Here is an 18,137-nt window from a genome sequence, read left to right as displayed (position 1 = left end):
GATTTCCCCTTGGCGCTTGCCTATGACAACGCTTTTCCCTACCTCGCGGGCCTTGGTTTTTATGCAGCGTGAGGAACAGCCCGTGATCCAGACGCCCTATTATCTGATCGACAAGTCGAAACTTCTGCGCAACATGGAGAAGATCGCGACCCTGCGCGAACTTTCCGGCGCAAAGGCGCTGTTGGCATTGAAGTGCTTTGCCGCCTGGGGCGTATTCGATTTCATGCGCGACTACATGGACGGCACCACGTCCTCATCGCTCAACGAAGTGCGCCTCGGCCACGAGCGTTTCGGCAAGGAGACGCATGCCTATTCCGTCGCCTATGCCGATTACGAGATCGACGAGGTGATTTCGTATGCCGACAAGATCATCTTCAACTCTGTCGGCCAGCTGACCCGCTATGCCGACAAGGCCTCCGGCATCACGCGCGGCCTGCGGCTCAATCCCGGCGTCTCGTCCTCCTCGTTTGATCTTGCCGATCCGGCCCGCCCCTTCTCGCGGCTTGGCGAATGGGATGTGAAGACGGTCGAACCGGTGATGGATCTCGTCTCCGGCTTCATGATCCACAACAATTGCGAAAACGGCGATTTCGATCTGTTTGACCGGATGCTGGGTGAGATCGAGACAAAATTCGCCCCGCTTCTGAGGAAGGCCGAATGGGTAAGCCTTGGCGGCGGCATTCATTTCACCGGGGAGGAATATCCGCTCGAAAAATTTGCCGAACGGCTGAAGCGCTTTTCGGGCGAATATGGCGTACAGGTCTATCTGGAGCCGGGCGAGGCCTCGATCACGAAGTCCACGACGCTCGAAGTGTCCGTCCTCGACACGCTCTATAACGGCAAGAAACTGGCCATCGTCGATTCATCCGTCGAGGCCCATATGCTCGACCTCCTCATCTACCGCGAGAGCGCCAAGATGAGCCCGAACGAGGGCCCGCACCGCATCATGATCTGCGGCAAGTCCTGCCTTGCCGGCGATATCTTTGGGGAATTCAATTTCGACCATGACCTTCAGGTCGGCGACCGGATCTCGATCCAGGACGCGGCCGGTTATACCATGGTCAAGAAGAACTGGTTTAACGGCGTGCAAATGCCGTCAATCGCCATCCGCGAGCTGGATGGCAGCATCAGGACGGTCCGTGAGTTTGACTACACGGACTACGAACACAGCCTTTCCTAAGGCTTCTGACGATTGGACACGAAGGAGTTAGTCCTCATCATGAAAAAGAACGTTCTCATCATCGGCGCCGGTGGCGTCGCCCAGGTGGTTGCTCACAAATGTGCGCAGAACAACGACGTGCTGGGCGATATCCATATCGCCTCGCGCACCAAGGCGAAGTGCGACGCGATCATCGCCTCGGTTCACGAGAAGAAGGCGATGAAGCAGGCAGGCGTTCTTGAAGCCCATGCGCTCGATGCGCTGGACATTGAAGCCACCAAGGCGCTGATCAAGAAGCTGGGCACCGAGATCGTCATCAATGTCGGCACCGCCTTTTTGAACATGTCGGTGCTGCGCGCCTGCATGGACACCGGTGTGGCCTATATCGACACCGCGATCCACGAAGAGCCGAACAAGATCTGCGAAACCCCGCCGTGGTATGGCAACTACGAATGGAAGCGTGCGGAAGAATGCGCTGAAAAAGGCATCACCGCCATTCTCGGCGCCGGCTTCGATCCGGGCGTGGTCAACGCCTATGCCAAGCTCGCCAAGGACGAATATCTCGACAAGGTGACGGACGTCGACATCGTCGACATCAATGCCGGCAGCCACGGCAAATACTTCGCCACGAACTTCGACCCGGAAATCAATTTCCGCGAGTTCACCGGCGTCGTCTATTCCTGGCAGGGCGGCGAATGGAAGGTCAACAAGATGTTCGAGATCGGCAAGGACTATGACCTGCCGGTCGTCGGCACCCGCCGCGCCTATCTCTGCGGCCATGACGAGGTGCATTCGCTGGCGAAAAACATGGACGGCGCCGACGTGCGCTTCTGGATGGGCTTTGGCGATCACTACATCAACGTCTTCACCGTGCTGAAGTCGATCGGCCTTCTCTCCGAACAGCCGGTGAAGCTTGCTGACGGTTCCGAAGTGGTCCCGCTGAAGGTGGTCAAAGCCTGCCTGCCCGACCCGGCATCGCTTGCCCCCAACTACGAAGGCAAGACCTGCATCGGCGACTACGTGAAGGGTTTCAAGGACGGCAAGGAAAAAACCGTCTTCCTCTACAACGTCGCCGACCACAAGGAAGCTTACAACGAAGTGGGAAGCCAGGGCATCTCCTACACAGCGGGTGTCCCGCCGGTTGCTGCGGCCATGCTGGTCGCCACGGGCGAATGGGACGTGAAGAAGATGGCCAACGTCGAAGAACTGCCGCCGAAGCCCTTCATCAACCTCCTGAACAAGATCGGCCTGCCGACCCGCATTCAGGACGAGAACGGCGATCGGGCTGTGGAGTTCTGAGAGCGCGAAGAAGCGCTTGGGGATTTGAGGGAATGTGGGACCCCGCCGGAGAGATTCGGCGGGGTTTTTCATGTAATTGAAGTTGATAATTCTCCCGCACAATCTTCATTTAAATGAACCTCAATGGCCACCGATGCATTTACGAAGACTCTAAGCAACATGATTTCGTTTCAACCAACAAATGAACAATACAAATATCAATAAATAAAACAGGCAAAAAATTTAGAAATCAATTTGGAATTCATATCCTAGATAAGCTTACTTTGGAAAGGAAATTAAAAATTCAACTTATCGTTGCCTTGGCGACAATTTTATGGATTAATATCAATCGTTCCCAAGAAACGAACTATGCCGATGAAAACACTAAGCATAGAACTAACACTTATAATCAGCATAATGGCCAGCGGCATTGTGCCTCTATTTCCGCTGCTCAATAGAAAAGACATAACATTTTCCAGGCGCTTAATTTATATAATTCTATCGATTCCAATTGTGATTTTTACTGTATACACACTGGTAAAAACAATAAGACTCGAGATTTTCGGTCAAGATATGCCGAAATTTTGCGAATTTGTAAGTCTACCTACTTGTGGTGACGCAACAGGGGGCGACTCGAAGGCTTTATCGTCTCAGTATTTGCCGTCGATAGGATTAACGTCAGTCGAGATATGTGGGAGGGCACTCGCCGCTGACAGGCGGTCATGGAGCAATGACACGAGCCAGTTGACTTTCGTGAATAAATCCAAGGAGACCGGTGAAACAATCGACACCTGCCGCTTAAAGCTGGGAATGAAGTCAGTTTCTGAAGCAGATAAGGAGCAAGAATTAAGCGTGCTACGCGCCCTCTCCAATGCGCAGTTGTGCAGGTACGCGTACGACAATTCTTCGATGAAATTCACGGAAGCTGATAATTATAAAAAATATTCGTTGGAAACACTAAGTAGAGGCTTGTCGATTGAGGACTGCAAAAGAATTCTTGGCGTTTATCAACCGATTCAGAACACCGGATCGGAAAGAGAAGCTGAAAACAATCTCGGCGACGGGTCAGGCGTTCCCAAAGCAGAAAGTCACCAGCTGGATAGTCGATCAGGACTTCCGATCTCCTACGTTTTGAATAAGTCTGGAAACTCTTCCAATCTTCGCAGCGGGCCGGGAAAGACATTCCCGGCAATAATGCGTCTTCCAAACAACATCGAGGTTGTAATTCTAGGAAGCTCAACGTCGGCAACCGGATACGTCTGGTGCGAAGTATCCCTCAGCAGCGGAAAACGAGGGTTCCTATCATCCGACTTGGTAGCACACTCTTGTGAATTGAGTCCGACGCAGATCCAGAATGCGATCCGCACACAAGAAGCGCAGCGGGAGCAAACCCAACAGCTTGCCAATGGGCTGCTGGGAATCATCGGTTCAATTGTAAAGAAATGAGGCGGCATTGATGATCCGGCCCGGAGCCCCATCGTCCTCTGCAGCGGCGACAAACAGGGCATCAGACAACGCTGCCTTACAAGGCCCGAACCGGCAAAGCCGATGTCCATTTCTCGCCATAGCTGAAGGATCGGAAGGCATTGGCCGAGGTCCGCAAGGTGATACAGGTGCCCAGCAAGATATCCCTGCAGCGCTGTCTCGAAGATCGAGTATGCGGAGGATGTGCCGCTTTTCGCGATCGTCGCTTTACATGTGACCGGCTGACAATAGCCTCAAATTCTTCCTGAAGATCGCAGATGGCAGAGCAAGGCACGGCGAGCGTACGCCCAATTCTCGGCGCGGGAGCCTCCACCCCTCAAATATAAAGCGGTGCCATCCTCCGCCACGCACTCCCGCGGTGGGCGCGGCCGGTCCAGAGGTGGAGGCGGTGGTCGATGCCTTTTTCGGCCAGCAGGCGGCTCAAGTGAAAATTGTTGTCGAGGAAGGGGTCGGCCTCGCCGATGGTGAGCACGATCTCCATCTGGCGCAGACGCTCCAGGCGCCAGTCGCTCTCAAGGCCCGGCAGAAAATGCGTGGGCGTGCGGAAATAGACCTCGTCGTCGTAATAGCCATCCATGAGGTCACCGAAGCTGTCCACCTTCAGCGTCAGGTCATAACGGCCGGAAAAGGCCACAAGCTTGCGGAAGAGATGCGGGTGGCGAAGCGCAAGGCTCATCGCCTGATAGGCGCCGAGGCTGCAGCCCTGCACAATCGTGCAGTCATGCGGGTTTTTCGCCGCCATCAGCGGCAGAACCTCGTTCAGCACATAGTCTTCAAAGGCGGCATGGCGGCGGATGCGTTCGGCGGGCGGGCGGTTGCCATCGTAGAAACTTTCGCTCGCCAGCCCCTCGATGCAGAAAAGCTGAAGCTGCCCTGCCCTCACCTTGTCGCCGAGGCTCTCAACCACGCCCAGTTGTTCATATTCGAAAAACCGGCCCTCGCGGGTCGGGAACATCAGAACTTTTGCGCCGGCATGGCCGAAAACGAGAAGCTCCATGTCTCTGTGGAGCCGTTGACTGTACCAGCGCAGATATTCCCTGTTCATGGCACCCCGAAAAACCGCCGGATCTTCTGCGATAATTGCGCATGTTGCGCTGCAGAACCAGGATAATCGAAATGCCCGGCATCGAGAATGAAAGTTTCATTAAACTTTGATGGCGGCAGCGCGTTGGCGATGGTGAACTGACAGGGCGGAGCGACGGACGGATCAAAGCGCGCCGCGGCCACCAGCATGGGGGCCTCGATGCGGGTGGCGGCGGTTGCTGCATCGAAGAACCGCAGCACCTCATCCACCTGCGGATGCCGCTTGCGGTAAATCTGCACGGCAGCGCCGCTGCCGTTTGTCGGCAGGGTCAGCCAGAGCGGCCGGTTGCCAAAGGTCGGCACTTCCAGAAAACCACGATCGATGCGCGGATCGAAGGGCATGGCGAGCGCGCCGATGCCGCCGCCAAAGCTGATGCCGCTATAGCCGATGCGGCCGGCCACTTCCGGGTGAAGGGAGGCAAGCGTAGAGACCGCAATCCACAGATCCTCGACGCAGCCGCCGATGACGTATTTGTCCGGATCGTCGATATTGTGCAGCACGTGCCAGTGCGATTGCGGCGAAATCGGCGGATGCGGGCTTTTCGACAGGCCGCGAAAGCAGGGAAACAGAAGCACCGCATCACGCACCGGAAAATCGAAATCCGGCGCCTCGCGCCCGCCATAGCCATGGCCGACGACGATGCCGCGGCGGGGCTTTTCATGCGCCGGCGTCAACAGCCAGCCGCCGATCAGCACGCCGTCCGTCGAGGTGTAGGAAAGCTCTTCGACGCGAAAATCGGGATGCGACAGCGGGCTTGGCCGCAGCTGCGGTTCAGGCGCAAGGGCAAGCGCGCGCTTGTAGCGCCGGCTCCAGAAGGCGTCGAAACCCTTCGGCGCCTCCGGCGCGCGAAGCGCAAGCAGCGCCTCCAGCGACAGGCCATAGGTGGGATCGAAGGCGAAGGGGTGTTTTGTCGGAATGCTCATGGAAGCGGTTGTTTCGAAAAAGGGCAGCACAGACAAGGCAAAAGCGAAGAGCACTCGTCAAAGGCCGCCGAAATTTTCCGTCCCGGGCGGTTTGCCCTTCAGGTCCCGGACATGAAAAACCCGCCGGCTTGATACCGACGGGCCCAATTCTACGGCAAACAGGGTTTGCGAAAGGCTCAGCCGATTTCCGACTGGCTTTCGACGATCTTCGAGACCAGACCGTAGCCAACGGCATCTTCGGCCGATAGCCAGTAGTCGCGGTCGATGTCCTTGGCGATCTTGTCTTCGCTCTGGCCGGTGGCCTTGGCAAAAATCTTGATCAGGCGCTGGTTCATCTTGATGATTTCGCGGGCCTGGATCTCGATATCGGAGGCCATGCCGCGGGTGCCGCCGGACGGTTGGTGCAGGAGGAAGCGCGTGTTGGGCAGGCAGATGCGGCGTTCCTTCGGAACCGAGACGTAGATCAGCGCGCCGGCGGAGGCGACCCAGCCGGTGCCGATGATCCATACCTTCGGCTTGATGAACTTGATCATGTCATGGATGGAATCGCCCGATTCCACGTGGCCGCCCGGCGAGTTCACGTAGATGCGGATGTCGTCATCGCTGGCGGCTGCCAGCGCCACAAGCTGCGTGCAGACTTTTTGCGCCAGTTCCTGGGTAATGCCGCCATAGATGAAGATCGAACGCGACTTGAAAAGGTTCGCCTCCGTTTCCTTGCCGAGCGCCAATTCCTTCGTCTTGTCGTCGTCGTTCTCATCAAGCATCGAGCAGTCTCCAGTGTGGATTTCCTAACCCCGGACATAATGCGTTCGCCGCCACAAAACAATGCGCCATTCGCGAGGAAGCGCGCCGTAACGTGCCGTAAGGTGAATACCGTCTTCGTCATTTTGCGGATGGACAGATTTTTAGGCACTGCCTAATCTTGTCGCGATTGCGTTGCGGCGGGCTCCCACCGTCGGCGCCGCCAAATCCATTCAAGGGGAACTTGTCATGTTGAAACGTCTCACGCTGACCGCCGCCGCTTTTGCGGCAGCCGCCGCACCTGCCTTTGCCCATCTCGATCCGCTGGCGCATGGATCCTTTGCCGCCGGCCTGTCGCATCCGCTGTTTGGGGCAGACCATGTGCTGGCCATGGTGGCGGTTGGCCTGTGGGCGGCGCAGATCGCTTCCGTGCCGGGGCGCCGGGCAGCGCTTGTCATCGTACCTGCCACCTTCGTCGCCACCATGGCGCTCGGCTTTGCCCTTGCTCTCGTCGGTGTTCAGCTTCCCTTCGTCGAGCCCGGCATTCTGGCCTCGGTCATCGGGCTTGGCCTGCTCGTGGCCATGGCCGTGCGTCTTCCGGTCGCCATCTCGGCTGCCATCGTCGCCGTCTTTGCGCTGTTCCATGGCCATGCGCATGGGGCGGAACTGGGCGCGGCAGGCGCCTGGAAATTCGGCGTCGGCTTCGTCATCGCCACCGCCTTCCTGCACGCGGCCGGCATTGTTGTCGGCCTTGCGGCCGGACGTGCCGCACCGGTGCTGACGCGCATTGCCGGCGGTCTCACCGCCCTTGCCGGCCTGTCGCTGGCATTCGGCTGAAAAGCCCCACGCGGCAGGGGCTTCGGGGGCGCTCGACGCTCCCGAAGCTTACGGCGATTTAACAATCGCCGCTGATGAAAAAGCCCGAATCCGGCCCCATTTTCTCCTCATGGGCAGGGCTTGCCCGCGAAGGCATCGGCAGGCACGATGCTTGTCGAAAACAACGCAACCACCGGCGCCGCCGCTGCCGCATCGAGATGCCGGGCGCGCCTGTCGAGGAGATGACCATGTCACCGGAAGAACGCCAACTGCTGAGCGCCTTGTTCGACCGTATCCGCACGGCCAGCAGCACGCCGCGCGATCCCGAAGCCGAGCGCCTGATTGCCGATGCGATGCGCCTGACGCCGTCGGCGCCCTATTACCTGGCGCAGGCCGTCATCGTGCAGGAAAAGGGGTTGGAAGCGGCATCCGCCCGTATCAACGAGCTTGAGGCGCGCATTCGGGAGCTTGAAGCGGCAGCAGTGCAGGAACAGCCCCAGGCCCGCGGCGGCTTTCTGGATTCGATCTTCGGCTCCGGGCGCACCCCGGCACCAAGCGCCCGACCAGCGCAAGCCCCCGTGCAATCACAAGCTCCGGCTGCCGGCCCCTGGGGCAGCCCGCAATCGGCAGGCTATGGACAACAGCAGGCTCCGATAGCGCCGCAGGGCTATGCACAGCAACCGGCCTACCCGCCTCAGCCGTCCGGTCCCTGGTCTGCAGCGCGCGGCCCGTCCATGGGCGGCGGCGGCTTCCTCACCGGCGCACTCGGAACGGCGGCAGGCGTTGCTGGCGGCATGCTGCTTGCCAATTCGCTGAGTGGCATTTTCAGCAACCACATGTCGGGCCTAGGCCTCGGCAATCCGGCCGCCGAAGGGTTTGGCGGCGGGCCGATCGAGGAAACGGTGATCAACAATTATTATGGCGATGCGCCGAACGAGACGATCGATGCCAGCGACGTGCCGGACACGTCAGCCGACGACGACATCCAGCAGGCCGACGCCAGCTGGGGCGGTGATGACAGCGATTTCGACAACAGCGACGACAGCGATTTTGCGTAACTGCTCAAATCGCTCCGCTGGAGCGATTTGCCGGCTTGCTGACAAACCTTCTTGACCTCAAGATTGGAGTGACGGGCGGCTGCAAGGGCCCTTCGCCCCGTCTTGACGGGGAGAAGGTCGCGGCAGCGGGATAAGGGGCTAATTCGCTGCCTAATCAAAAGTTTAAAGCCCCTCACCCCAGCCCTCTCCCCGCACGCGGGGCGAGGGGGCAAAGACGTCGTCAATGCCGATCCCGGCGATGTCATTGACTTTGTCAGCAGTCTGTCAAATCGCTCCACTGGAGCGATTTGCCGGCTTTGCCGTCGCAGCTGGCTATGCCCCGGCCCTTCGCTTTGGCTCAGGGCGTTCGCTGCTCAAATCGCTCCACTGGAGCGATTTGCCAGCTACGCCGTCGCAGCTGGCTTTCGCCCCGGCCCTTCGCTTTGGCTCAGGGCGTTCGCTGCTCAAATCGCTCCACTGGAGCGATTTGCCAGCTACGCCGTCGCAGCTGGCTTTCGCCCCGGCCCTTCGCTTTGGCTCAGGGCGTTCGCTGCTCAAATCGCTCCACTGGAGCGATTTGCCGGCTACGCCGTCGCAGCTCACCCACGGCCGCGGTAGGTGGGGACGCCTTGGTCGGGGAGCCAGACACCCTTCGGAAGCTCGCCGGTCTGCCAGAACACATCGATCGGGATGCCGCCGCGCGGATACCAGTAAGCGCCGATGCGCAGCCATTTCGGATCGAGAAGCTCCACGATGCGCCGGGCGATATAGACCGAGCAATCCTCGTGAAAGGCACCATGGTTGCGGAAAGACTGCAGGAACAGTTTTAGCGATTTCGATTCGACCAGAAAGCCGTTCGGGATGTAGTCGATCACGATATGCGCAAAGTCCGGCTGGCCGGTCATCGGGCAGAGCGAGGTGAATTCCGGCGCGGTGAAGCGCACGACATAATCGGTGCCGGCATTGCTGTTGGGCACTTTTTCCAGAACGGCCTGTTCCGGACTTTGCGGGGCATCCACCTTCTGGCCGAGCTGCGACAGCCCGCTGACATCCGTCATGCTCATTGTTCGTGACCTTCTACCTGAACCTTCATACCATGTGCCCGCTCGCCTTCGGGCTCCACGTGAATGGCGAGAGAGGCGCCGGGAATAGCCTCTTTGATCGCATCTTCCAAGCGGTCGCAGATGGCATGCGCCGCAATGACTGTCATCGAAGCCGGCACCACCAGATGGAAATCGATGAAGGCGACGGCGCCGGCCCGGCGGGTGCGCAGATCATGCACGTCAAGCACGCCGGCCGAATGGGCCGTAATCGCTGCCTTGATCGCCGCTTCCTCTTCCGGCTCGACCGCCCGGTCCATCAGCCCGCCCACCGAATGGGAAATGACCTTGCCACCCTGATAGAGAATGTTGATGCCGACAATGATGGCGAGTAGCGGATCGAGGATGGCGTAACCCGTTATGATGGCCAGCACCAGGCCGATCAGCACGCCGACGGAGGTGACGACATCCGACATGATGTGGTGGCCATCCGCCTTTAGCGCCGGCGAGCGATGGCTGGTGCCGATGCGGATGAGAAGCGTTGCCCAGGCCGCGTTGATGACGCCGGCGAGTGCATTGATGGCAAGGCCGAGCACGGGCGCATCCGGCAGGCGCGGCTCCATAAGTCCGCCCCAGGCTTCCTTGACGATCAGAAGCGCGGCGACGACGATCAGCACGCCCTCGATGACCGCCGAAATATATTCTGCCTTGTGGTGGCCGAACTGGTGGTCGTCATCGGCCGGACGCTGCGCATAGCGGATGACGAAATAGGCGATGAAGGCTGCCGTCACATTGACCGAGCTTTCCAGCCCGTCCGACAGAAGCGCCACCGACCCGGTCACCCACCAAGCCAGCATCTTCAGGCCCATGACGCCGATGGCGAGCGGGATACCCCACAGCGCCAGGCGCTGAACCAGTGCGTTTTTCGTGTCGGTCATCGTCTTTCCATGCGTCTGCGAATGAGTTGCAAGTGCCCTGAAACGGCGAAACCGCCGGAGCGCACTGTAGCGCCCGGCGGTTTCGATTTCGTGGCGTCTATGACGAAGATTGCACGAAATGTCAAAGGACGTTTTTCATGCATTTGTCGTTGAACGCTGTTAGAGAATTCCGGGGAAAACAGCGCGACCCGAATTTCCCGGTCTATTCGCTTTACGCAGTCCGAGCCAGAACCGCTCACGCACTTTTGGTTTCGACAGGCTCCCGGGCGCGGCGGCAAGCCTTAAATTTGCCATTGCGGCGGCATTCTGCTTTTTTCAAATCTGGGCACGACGGGCGCCCGTTCGAGGGCATTTCATGAGCATGAAACGGATATTGACGCGGTCGGGGCTTGCCCTGCTCGGGCTTGGCTCAGCGCTCTTCGGTTACCTTGCCGTCCTGCAATGGACCGGCAATTTCCACGAGGTCCTGCCGGGACGCTACTATCGCTCGGCGCAGCTTTCGCCAGACATGCTCGCCGCCGAGATTGACCGATATCATATCAAGACCATCATCAACCTGCGCGGCGCAAAGCCCGGCGCCCGCTGGTATGAGGATGAACTGGCCGTGGCCAGGGCTCACGGTGCGACCCATGTCGATTTTGCGATGTCGGCCAACAAGCGGCTGACGCGCGAAGAGAGCTATGCCCTGGTGGCCGTGCTGCGGCAGGCGCAAGGCCCCCTCCTCGTTCACTGCAAGAGCGGCGCCGACCGCACCGGCCTTGCCTCCGTAATGTATCTGCAGCAGGTGGCCGGCGTCGATGAAGAGACGGCCGAATGGCAGCTGACGCCACTCTACGGCCACGTGAACATTCCCTTCACCGGCGTTTACGCCATGGACGACACTTGGGAAGCGTTCGAAAAGCTGATCGGGCTGCCGAGTTGACGGAGTGTGTGCCGCAGTCCCTTTCGCTCTGGTATCGTCAGTTTGGCGCGCCGGATGCCGTGCTATCTCTGGAAGAGCGCAGCCTTGCGGAGCGCAATCCCGGGCACATCCGCGTGCGCATGTCCGCCGCGCCCATCAACCCGTCCGACCTGATCCCGATAACCGGCGCTTATCGCCATCGCGTCCAGCCGCCGATGATTGCGGGATATGAAGGGGTCGGCACCGTGGTGGAGGCGCCGCCGCATGGACCTTACAAGGTCGGACAGCGTGTCCTGCCCTTGCGCGGCGCCGGCACCTGGCAAAGCCATGTGGACTGCGATCCGGCCTTTGCCGTTCCGGTCCCTGAAGACATCGACGATGACCTTGCCTTGCGCGCCTATATCAACCCGCTTGCCGCCTTCCTGATGCTGCGCCGCTTCAGACCTGCCGGCCGCACCGTGCTGCTGACCGCGGCCAGTTCGACCTGCGCCGGGCTGCTTACGCAATGGTGCCTTGCTGCCGGAGCCCGGTCCGTCATCGGCATCCATCGGTCTCCGCATCCGCTCAAGGCTCTGCAGGCATCCGGCATGACCCTCGTTCAGGCAGACGACCGCGAGACCATCACAGCCTTTGCAAAAACCAGCGATCTCGTCTTCGATGCCGTCGGAGGAGGTCTTGCCACACGGATCCTAGCAAGCCTGCGCCCGGACGCGACAGTCGTCTCCTACGGCCTGCTCTCGGGGGAACTACCGGTATTTGCCAGCGGCGGGCCCATGCCGCAGCGCTTCCATATTCGCGATCACCTTGCCGGTGTCACGCCAGGGCTCTGGCAGGACTGGTTTGCCGCGATCTGGCCCTTGCTGCGCGCGGCGCACCTTCCGCCGGTCGCGCGGTTTCCTGTCGCGGACTGGCGGCAAGCGCTTGCGAATTTCTATACGCCGGGGCGCCGGTCAAAGCCCGTCCTGGTGTTCGACCCCTGATCTGACGCCGCAACGGTTGCGATGCCATGGCATCAGACTGCGGCGGAAGCGCCTGTTGCGCGCCCGCCGCCTCGCCTTTTCAGGCCGCCTTTTCCTTCAAGCGCTTGGCAAGCTTTTCCACCACGTTCTCGATCATCCGCATGCCGGCATCGCCGCCGAGCGTCATGATGGATTCCGGGTGGAACTGCACGGCCGCCACGGGCTCGCGAGCATGTTCTATGCCCATGATCGTGCCATCCTCGCTTTCGGCGGTGATGATGAAATCCTGCGGCAGCGTTTTCGGGTCGGCAAAGATCGAGTGATAGCGGCCGACCGTGACTTCGCGGCCAAGGCCTTCAAACACCGTGCCCGCTTCCAGCACGCGAATACGCGACGGCTTTCCGTGCATCGGCACGGCAAGCTGGCGCAGTTCGCCACCATAGGCTTCGGCCAGCGCCTGCAGGCCGAGGCATACGCCGAAGATCGGCAGGTTTTTCGCCCGCGCGGCCTTGATGGTGGCCTTGCAGTCAAAATCCTTCGGGCTTCCCGGTCCGGGCGACAGAACCACCAGATCCGGATTGACGCGATCGTAGATTTCCGCCGGCACCGGCGAGCGCACGGTCGACACCTCCGCCCCCGTCTGGCGGAAATAGTTGGCAAGTGTGTGGACAAAGCTGTCCTCGTGATCGACCAGCAGGATTTTCACCCCCTGTCCGACCTTCTGGACATCACGCCCGACCTTGGCCGTATTGCCGGCACGGGCGTCGCGGATGGCGGAAATCATGGCGGATGCCTTCAGTTCGGTTTCGGCCTCTTCTTCCTGCGGGTCGCTGTCGTTCAGAAGCGTTGCGCCCGCGCGCACCTCGGCAATGCCGTCCTTGATGCGGATGGTGCGCAGCGTGAGCCCCGTGTTCATGTTGCCATCGAAACCCACCATGCCGATCGCCCCGCCATACCAGGCGCGCGGGCTCTTTTCGTGTTTCTCGATGAAGCGCATGGCCCAGAGTTTTGGCGCGCCGGTCACCGTCACGGCCCAGGCATGGCTGAGGAAACCGTCAAACGCATCCATGTCGGGGCGAAGACGGCCCTCGATATGGTCCACCGTATGGATGAGGCGCGAATACATCTCGATCTGGCGCCGGCCGATGACCTTGACCGAGCCCGGTTCGCACACGCGGCTCTTGTCGTTGCGATCGACGTCCGAGCACATGGTAAGCTCGCTCTCGTCCTTCTTGGAATTCAAGAGCTTCAGGATCTGCTCCGAGTCGGAGATGGCATCCTCGCCGCGCCGGATGGTGCCGGAAATCGGGCAGGTCTCGATGCGCCGGCCAGACACGCGCACGAACATTTCCGGCGAGGCGCCGACCAGATATTCCTGATGGCCGAGATTGATGAAGAAGGAATAGGGCGACGGATTGATCGCCTTCAGGCGGTTGGAAATCTGCGAGGGTTTGGAATCGCAGCGTTCCATGAACTTCTGGCCGGGAACGACCTCGAACAGATCACCGCGGCGAAAGCTTTCCTTGGCCTTCACCACCAGTTCGGCATATTCGCCCGGCCGGTGATCGCCCTTCGGCGGAATTTTATCGGTGGTGCGGAAGTGATCGGGTGTGATCTCCTGATCCTTGCCGAGGGTCGTCACGTCGCCCCGCGAAAAATCATAGCGGTCGATCCAGGCCTTGGCGGCATGATGGTCCACGACCAGGATCTCGTCGGGCAGGAACAGCACCATGTCGCGCTGGTCGTCCGGCCGGTGCAGCGTGAGGTCGATTGCGTCGAACTGGAAGGCAAGATCGTAGCCGAAGGCGCCGAACAGGCCAATGGCGGAATCCGCATCCGAATAGAAGAGATCGACGACAGCCCGCAGGACCGTAAACACCGTCGGCATTTTCGAGCGCTCTTCCTCGGTAAAGGCGCGCGTCGGTGTGTTGACGGTCAGATCCAGCCGGCGCGCACTGCGCTCACCCAGCGTCAGTTCGCTTTCGGTCGCCAAACGATCGGCAATGAAATCGAGTAGGACTTCGCCGCGTCCGTTATAGGCCTCGATCCAGACCTTGCGGCCGAACGAGGAGAGGCCGAGCGGCGGATCGACAATCGCCGTATCCCAGCGCGTATAGCGACCCGGATATTCGTAATTAGAGGAAAACACCGCGCCGCGGCGCTCGTCGAGCTTGTCCACATAGCTGGAAATGGCGTCCGCATAGGGCGCCGGCCGGCGCTTGCGGCTCACCGTGATGCCACCGCGGGTCTCGTAGACCTCAGAGCCATCGTCTTCGATAATCGTTACCATGCAGCTGCTCTCCATTATCCTTTGATCCGGACCTGGAAGGCGCTCTTAAGACAAAAAAGCCGCCTCGAGGTTCGGGCGGCTTTGTCTTGTCTTAGAACATGACTGGTCAAGGCCGCGTTTCAGCGAGCCCACCACCAGATAGCCATGATCATCGACGTTTTCATGGCAATGGTGATACCGCGTGACGACGGTTCCCGCAAGCCCCCTGTTTGGCGACACGAGTGGGCCGACAGACCATGGGGGAAAGCGCTCTCCAGCTGCCGTGCAGCAGCGATCAAGGCCAAAACATCAGTTAGTCCTTAAATAATAAATCTATGTTTTAGTTACCGCAGGACTAATGGCCGCGCCATACCGCAGCGGCACCTCTGACACAGTATCGGGGCCTGGGCATGAAAATAACAATCTCTCGGTTTCTTGCGCTGTTCGGCGTTACGCTTCTTGCAAGCGTCGGACTTGCCGTCGGGACATTGCTTTACTCCTTGCAGCAACTGAAAATCGACGGGCCGCAATATGGCTTGATAGTTGACGCCAAGGATCTGGTGGCCGACATCCTGCCGCCGCCGATGTTTCTGGTGGAGGCCTATCTGACGGCAATCGAGACGGCCCGGCACCCGGAAGAGACGCTCGCCAATATCGCCATGCTGGAAAAACTGCGCCAGGACAGCGAGACACGGCTGGCTTTCTGGGCGAGGAAAGACCTGCCGCCCGAGATTCGCGCCCAGATCGACACCAAGCTTAAGCCGGCGACAGAAGCCTTCTGGGATATGCTGTTCAAGCGGATCGTGCCGCAATTCAAGCTTGCCATGACGGACGGACGAGACACCAACATGGCGCCGCTGCGTCGGCTGTTTCTGGAGCAGCGCGCCGCCGTCGTGACGCTGGTCGGCCTGTCGGACACCTATATGGCGCGCGTGGAAGCACAGGCGAAACAGCAGGACGTCACGTTCCGTCTTCTGGCCTATGGCGCGTGCGTGTTTGCGGCAGCATCGCTGATCGCCGGCCTCGTCCTGTTCCGTCGCCTCGCGGTCAACCCGATGCGCGACATGGGCCGCTTCATGACCAATCTTGCCGGCGGCGATTACCAGACGGCCGTTCCGCATCTTGGCCGTCAAGACGAGGTGGGCGAAATGGCCAAGGCCGTAGGCCATTTCAAGACAGCAGCGCTCGACAAGCTGGCGCTGGAGCAGGAAGCGGTTCGCCATGCCGACCAGGCCGCCGGCGAACGCAATCGCCAGCTTGCCGCCGAACAGGAACGGGCTGCCACGCTGAAGACGGTGATCGACGATCTCGGCGCGGGGCTCGACCGGCTGTCGAAGTTCAACATCCACGAGACGCTCGACGAGCCTTTCCATGCAGAGTTCGAGGTGCTGCGCGAAAACTTCAACCGCTCGCTTGCGGTCTTCCAGGACACCATGAAGCAGGTTCTGGGCAAGGCCGACGAAATCCGTGCCAATTCCGAAAGCCTTGACGGCTCTGCCGACAATCTGGCGCGACGCACCGAACAGCAGGCGGCAGCGCTGGAGGAAACCGCCGCAGCACTTGACCAGATCACCTCGAAGGTTGCGTCCTCCAGCAGCCTGACCCGCCACACCAAGATCAAGAGCAACCATGCCCGCAGCAATGTCGAGCGCTCCTCGTCTATCGTGCGCGAAGCCATCACCGCCATGAGCCGCATCGAGGATGCCTCGAACCAGATTGCCTCGATCACCGGCGTCATCGACGAAATCGCCTTCCAGACCAACCTGCTGGCGCTGAATGCCGGCGTGGAGGCCGCACGCGCCGGCGAGGCCGGAAAGGGCTTTGCCGTGGTGGCGCAGGAGGTGCGGGCCCTTGCCCAGCGCTCCGCCAGCGCCGCGCAGGAGATCAACACGCTCATCGGCCGGTCCGCCATGGCCGTGGCCGGCGGCGTCGACCTCGTCAGCCGCACCGGCGAGGCCTTGACCGAGATCGAAAGCGATATTGAAGCCATTGCCGCCGACATCGACACCATTGCGCTTGGCGCCGGCGAACAGGCCGACGTGCTGCAGGCCATCAACACCTCTGTCAACCAGATGGACCAGATCACCCAGAAGAACGCCGCCATGGTGGAGGAAATGAATGCCGCCACCCATTCGCTCACCGAGGAAGTGGGCGAGATGGTGAGCCTCGTCGGCCAGTTCATCCGCGACCACAGGCGGGCGGGTTCGACGGGAGCCCATGTCCGCGCCGCCTGAACGAAGGCCAGGCTGAGGAAGGATGTGCGGGCGAAAGGTCGATGGCCCCGCATCGGCTGGTCCTGAGACTGCCCATCATCCCTCGTCGCCCGACGCCTCGTTGGCGGGCGATGAGACCAAATCCCCGCTCGTGCGTTGTGCCTGCCGCAACGGACAAGAGGAGCGGGATCATGGGTCGCAGAACGGCGGGCACGAACACCACGGGCAGGACATCGCTTTTTCTGGCAGCGGCAAGCCTGCTGCTGATGGGCATGAGCCTGCCGGAAGACGGCCCGCGTCCACCGCAAAAGCCGCAAGTCCCCGATGAGGCGGTGACGGCAGTCCCGGACCCGGCCGGAACCGCCGCCCCGCCGGCAACCGGTGCGGCCGCCGCCGAGGCAGCACAGGACGCCGCGACGACGAAAGCCGGCACTCCGGAAAAGAACGTCGCAATTCCGGGCATTCCCGTACCGACCGAAAAACCTGACGATGCCGGCTTGGCACGTAAATCCGGCGAAGGCGGTGAGAGGAGCCCCGATGGCGCCAGCACCTCCGAGCCCGGGAAAGCTGCCCCGACCGGCACCGCCCCATCGAACGGCAAGGCGGCTGCCGCGGAGGACAAGCCGGACGGGGGACAGCAGCCGGACACCAAGAGCGACCCGGCAAAGGACAAGGACGCGACCGAGCCCGCCAAGGACGCATCCCCTGCCCCGCCGCCGATCGTCAAGGAAGATCCGGAGGCGTTGCAAGCCTGCCTCAGCGAACTCACCTCCCTTGGCGCCGAGTTCAAAACCCTGCCGGAGGTGAAGGATGACGAGAACGGATGCGGCATCGAAAAGCCGATCGCGCTTTCACAGGTTCTGCCGGGCATTCCGCTTGCCGACCAGTCCCCGATGCGCTGCGAGGCGGCCTTGTCCTTGGCACGCTGGATGAAGGGCACCGTAGAGCCGAGCCTAAAACTTGCCCTGCCGGAGCGGCGCATCATCGGCATCGACAATGCATCGAGCTATGCCTGCCGGCTGCGCAACCATGCCGAAACCGGGAAAATCTCCGAGCATGCCCGCGGCAATGCCATCGACATCGGCGGCTTCAAGCTGGACAATGGCGACACCATCGCAATGACGCCGAAGGAAGAGGACTCAACCCTCACCGGCGCCTTCCAGCGCACGGCCACGGCCGGCGCCTGCCTCTATTTCACCACCGTACTTTCCCCCGGCAGCGACGCCACCCACCAGGACCACCTGCATCTCGACGTGCTGGAGCGCAAGGGCGGTTATCGGTACTGCCGGTAACG

At 60.6% G+C, this 18,137-nt stretch carries 15 protein-coding genes; 9 read left to right on the top strand and 6 right to left on the bottom strand.

Features of this window, described 5'->3' with window-relative positions:
* The first annotated feature begins 82 nt into the window (after window positions 1-82).
* The 3 genes from J2858_RS08685 (at window position 83) to J2858_RS08675 (ending at window position 3,883) form a co-directional block, all read left to right on the top strand.
* Entirely contained in the window at window positions 83-1,180 is a 1,098-nt protein-coding gene (locus J2858_RS08685; protein WP_210104401.1) for a carboxynorspermidine decarboxylase, read from the top strand.
* A 39-nt stretch (window positions 1,181-1,219) separates the two neighbouring features.
* A complete protein-coding gene (locus J2858_RS08680; protein WP_210104400.1) occupies window positions 1,220-2,458 on the top strand; it encodes a saccharopine dehydrogenase family protein in 1,239 nt (412 codons plus the stop codon).
* A gap of 348 nt (window positions 2,459-2,806) precedes the next feature.
* On the top strand, window positions 2,807-3,883 hold the full coding sequence (locus J2858_RS08675) for an SH3 domain-containing protein (RefSeq protein ID WP_210104399.1): 1,077 nt from the start codon (window positions 2,807-2,809) through the stop codon (window positions 3,881-3,883).
* Window positions 3,884-4,238: 355 nt separating this feature from the next.
* On the opposite strand, the gene J2858_RS08670 is transcribed toward J2858_RS08675, so the two are convergent.
* The 3 genes from J2858_RS08670 to J2858_RS08660 form a co-directional block, all read right to left on the bottom strand.
* Window positions 4,239-4,967: an esterase family protein gene (locus J2858_RS08670; protein ID WP_210104398.1), complete on the bottom strand. Its 729-nt coding sequence runs from the start codon at window positions 4,965-4,967 to the stop codon at window positions 4,239-4,241.
* A complete protein-coding gene (locus J2858_RS08665; RefSeq protein ID WP_210104397.1) occupies window positions 4,964-5,929 on the bottom strand; it encodes an acetylxylan esterase in 966 nt (321 codons plus the stop codon). Before J2858_RS08665 ends, J2858_RS08670 begins: the two co-directional genes overlap by 4 nt.
* Before the next feature lie 176 nt (window positions 5,930-6,105).
* A complete protein-coding gene (locus tag J2858_RS08660; RefSeq protein ID WP_210104396.1) occupies window positions 6,106-6,693 on the bottom strand; it encodes an ATP-dependent Clp protease proteolytic subunit in 588 nt (195 codons plus the stop codon).
* Between the two features lie 226 nt (window positions 6,694-6,919).
* Between J2858_RS08660 and J2858_RS08655 the strand changes: the two genes are divergently transcribed.
* Together J2858_RS08655 and J2858_RS08650 are read left to right on the top strand one after the other, a co-directional pair.
* The gene (locus J2858_RS08655) at window positions 6,920-7,507 is read left to right on the top strand and encodes a HupE/UreJ family protein (RefSeq protein WP_210104395.1); all 588 of its coding nucleotides are present in this window, start codon (window positions 6,920-6,922) and stop codon (window positions 7,505-7,507) included.
* A 227-nt stretch (window positions 7,508-7,734) separates the two neighbouring features.
* A complete protein-coding gene (locus J2858_RS08650) occupies window positions 7,735-8,544 on the top strand; it encodes a DUF2076 domain-containing protein (RefSeq protein ID WP_210104394.1) in 810 nt (269 codons plus the stop codon).
* A gap of 578 nt (window positions 8,545-9,122) precedes the next feature.
* Here the strand turns inward: J2858_RS08650 and queF are convergent.
* Entirely contained in the window at window positions 9,123-9,587 is a 465-nt protein-coding gene (gene queF, locus J2858_RS08645; RefSeq protein ID WP_210104393.1) for a preQ(1) synthase, read from the bottom strand.
* Entirely contained in the window at window positions 9,584-10,501 is a 918-nt protein-coding gene (locus J2858_RS08640) for a cation diffusion facilitator family transporter (RefSeq protein WP_210104392.1), read from the bottom strand. Before J2858_RS08640 ends, queF begins: the two co-directional genes overlap by 4 nt.
* Before the next feature lie 355 nt (window positions 10,502-10,856).
* Here J2858_RS08640 and J2858_RS08635 point away from each other — a divergent pair, with 355 nt between their 5' ends.
* Together J2858_RS08635 and J2858_RS08630 are read left to right on the top strand one after the other, a co-directional pair.
* Window positions 10,857-11,423 (top strand): dual specificity protein phosphatase family protein, encoded by a 567-nt coding sequence (locus tag J2858_RS08635; protein WP_348635462.1) that lies wholly within the window; start codon window positions 10,857-10,859, stop codon window positions 11,421-11,423.
* 8 nt (window positions 11,424-11,431) lie between these two features.
* Window positions 11,432-12,382: a zinc-dependent alcohol dehydrogenase family protein gene (locus J2858_RS08630; protein WP_210104391.1), complete on the top strand. Its 951-nt coding sequence runs from the start codon at window positions 11,432-11,434 to the stop codon at window positions 12,380-12,382.
* A gap of 79 nt (window positions 12,383-12,461) precedes the next feature.
* Here J2858_RS08630 and J2858_RS08625 read toward each other — a convergent pair whose 3' ends face one another.
* Window positions 12,462-14,651: an anthranilate synthase gene (locus J2858_RS08625; protein ID WP_210104390.1), complete on the bottom strand. Its 2,190-nt coding sequence runs from the start codon at window positions 14,649-14,651 to the stop codon at window positions 12,462-12,464.
* A gap of 389 nt (window positions 14,652-15,040) precedes the next feature.
* On the opposite strand from J2858_RS08625, the gene J2858_RS08620 reads away from it, so the two are divergent.
* A complete protein-coding gene (locus tag J2858_RS08620; protein ID WP_210104389.1) occupies window positions 15,041-16,864 on the top strand; it encodes a methyl-accepting chemotaxis protein in 1,824 nt (607 codons plus the stop codon).
* Window positions 16,865-17,034: 170 nt separating this feature from the next.
* Window positions 17,035-18,135 (top strand): extensin-like domain-containing protein, encoded by a 1,101-nt coding sequence (locus tag J2858_RS08615; protein WP_245365681.1) that lies wholly within the window; start codon window positions 17,035-17,037, stop codon window positions 18,133-18,135.
* Window positions 18,136-18,137 lie beyond the last annotated feature (2 nt).

Origin of the sequence: Neorhizobium galegae, from assembly GCF_017877135.1 — a bacterium.
GTDB classification, from domain to species: Bacteria; Pseudomonadota; Alphaproteobacteria; order Rhizobiales; family Rhizobiaceae; genus Neorhizobium; species Neorhizobium galegae_A.
This window is presented reverse-complemented; position numbering and strand designations above follow the sequence as displayed.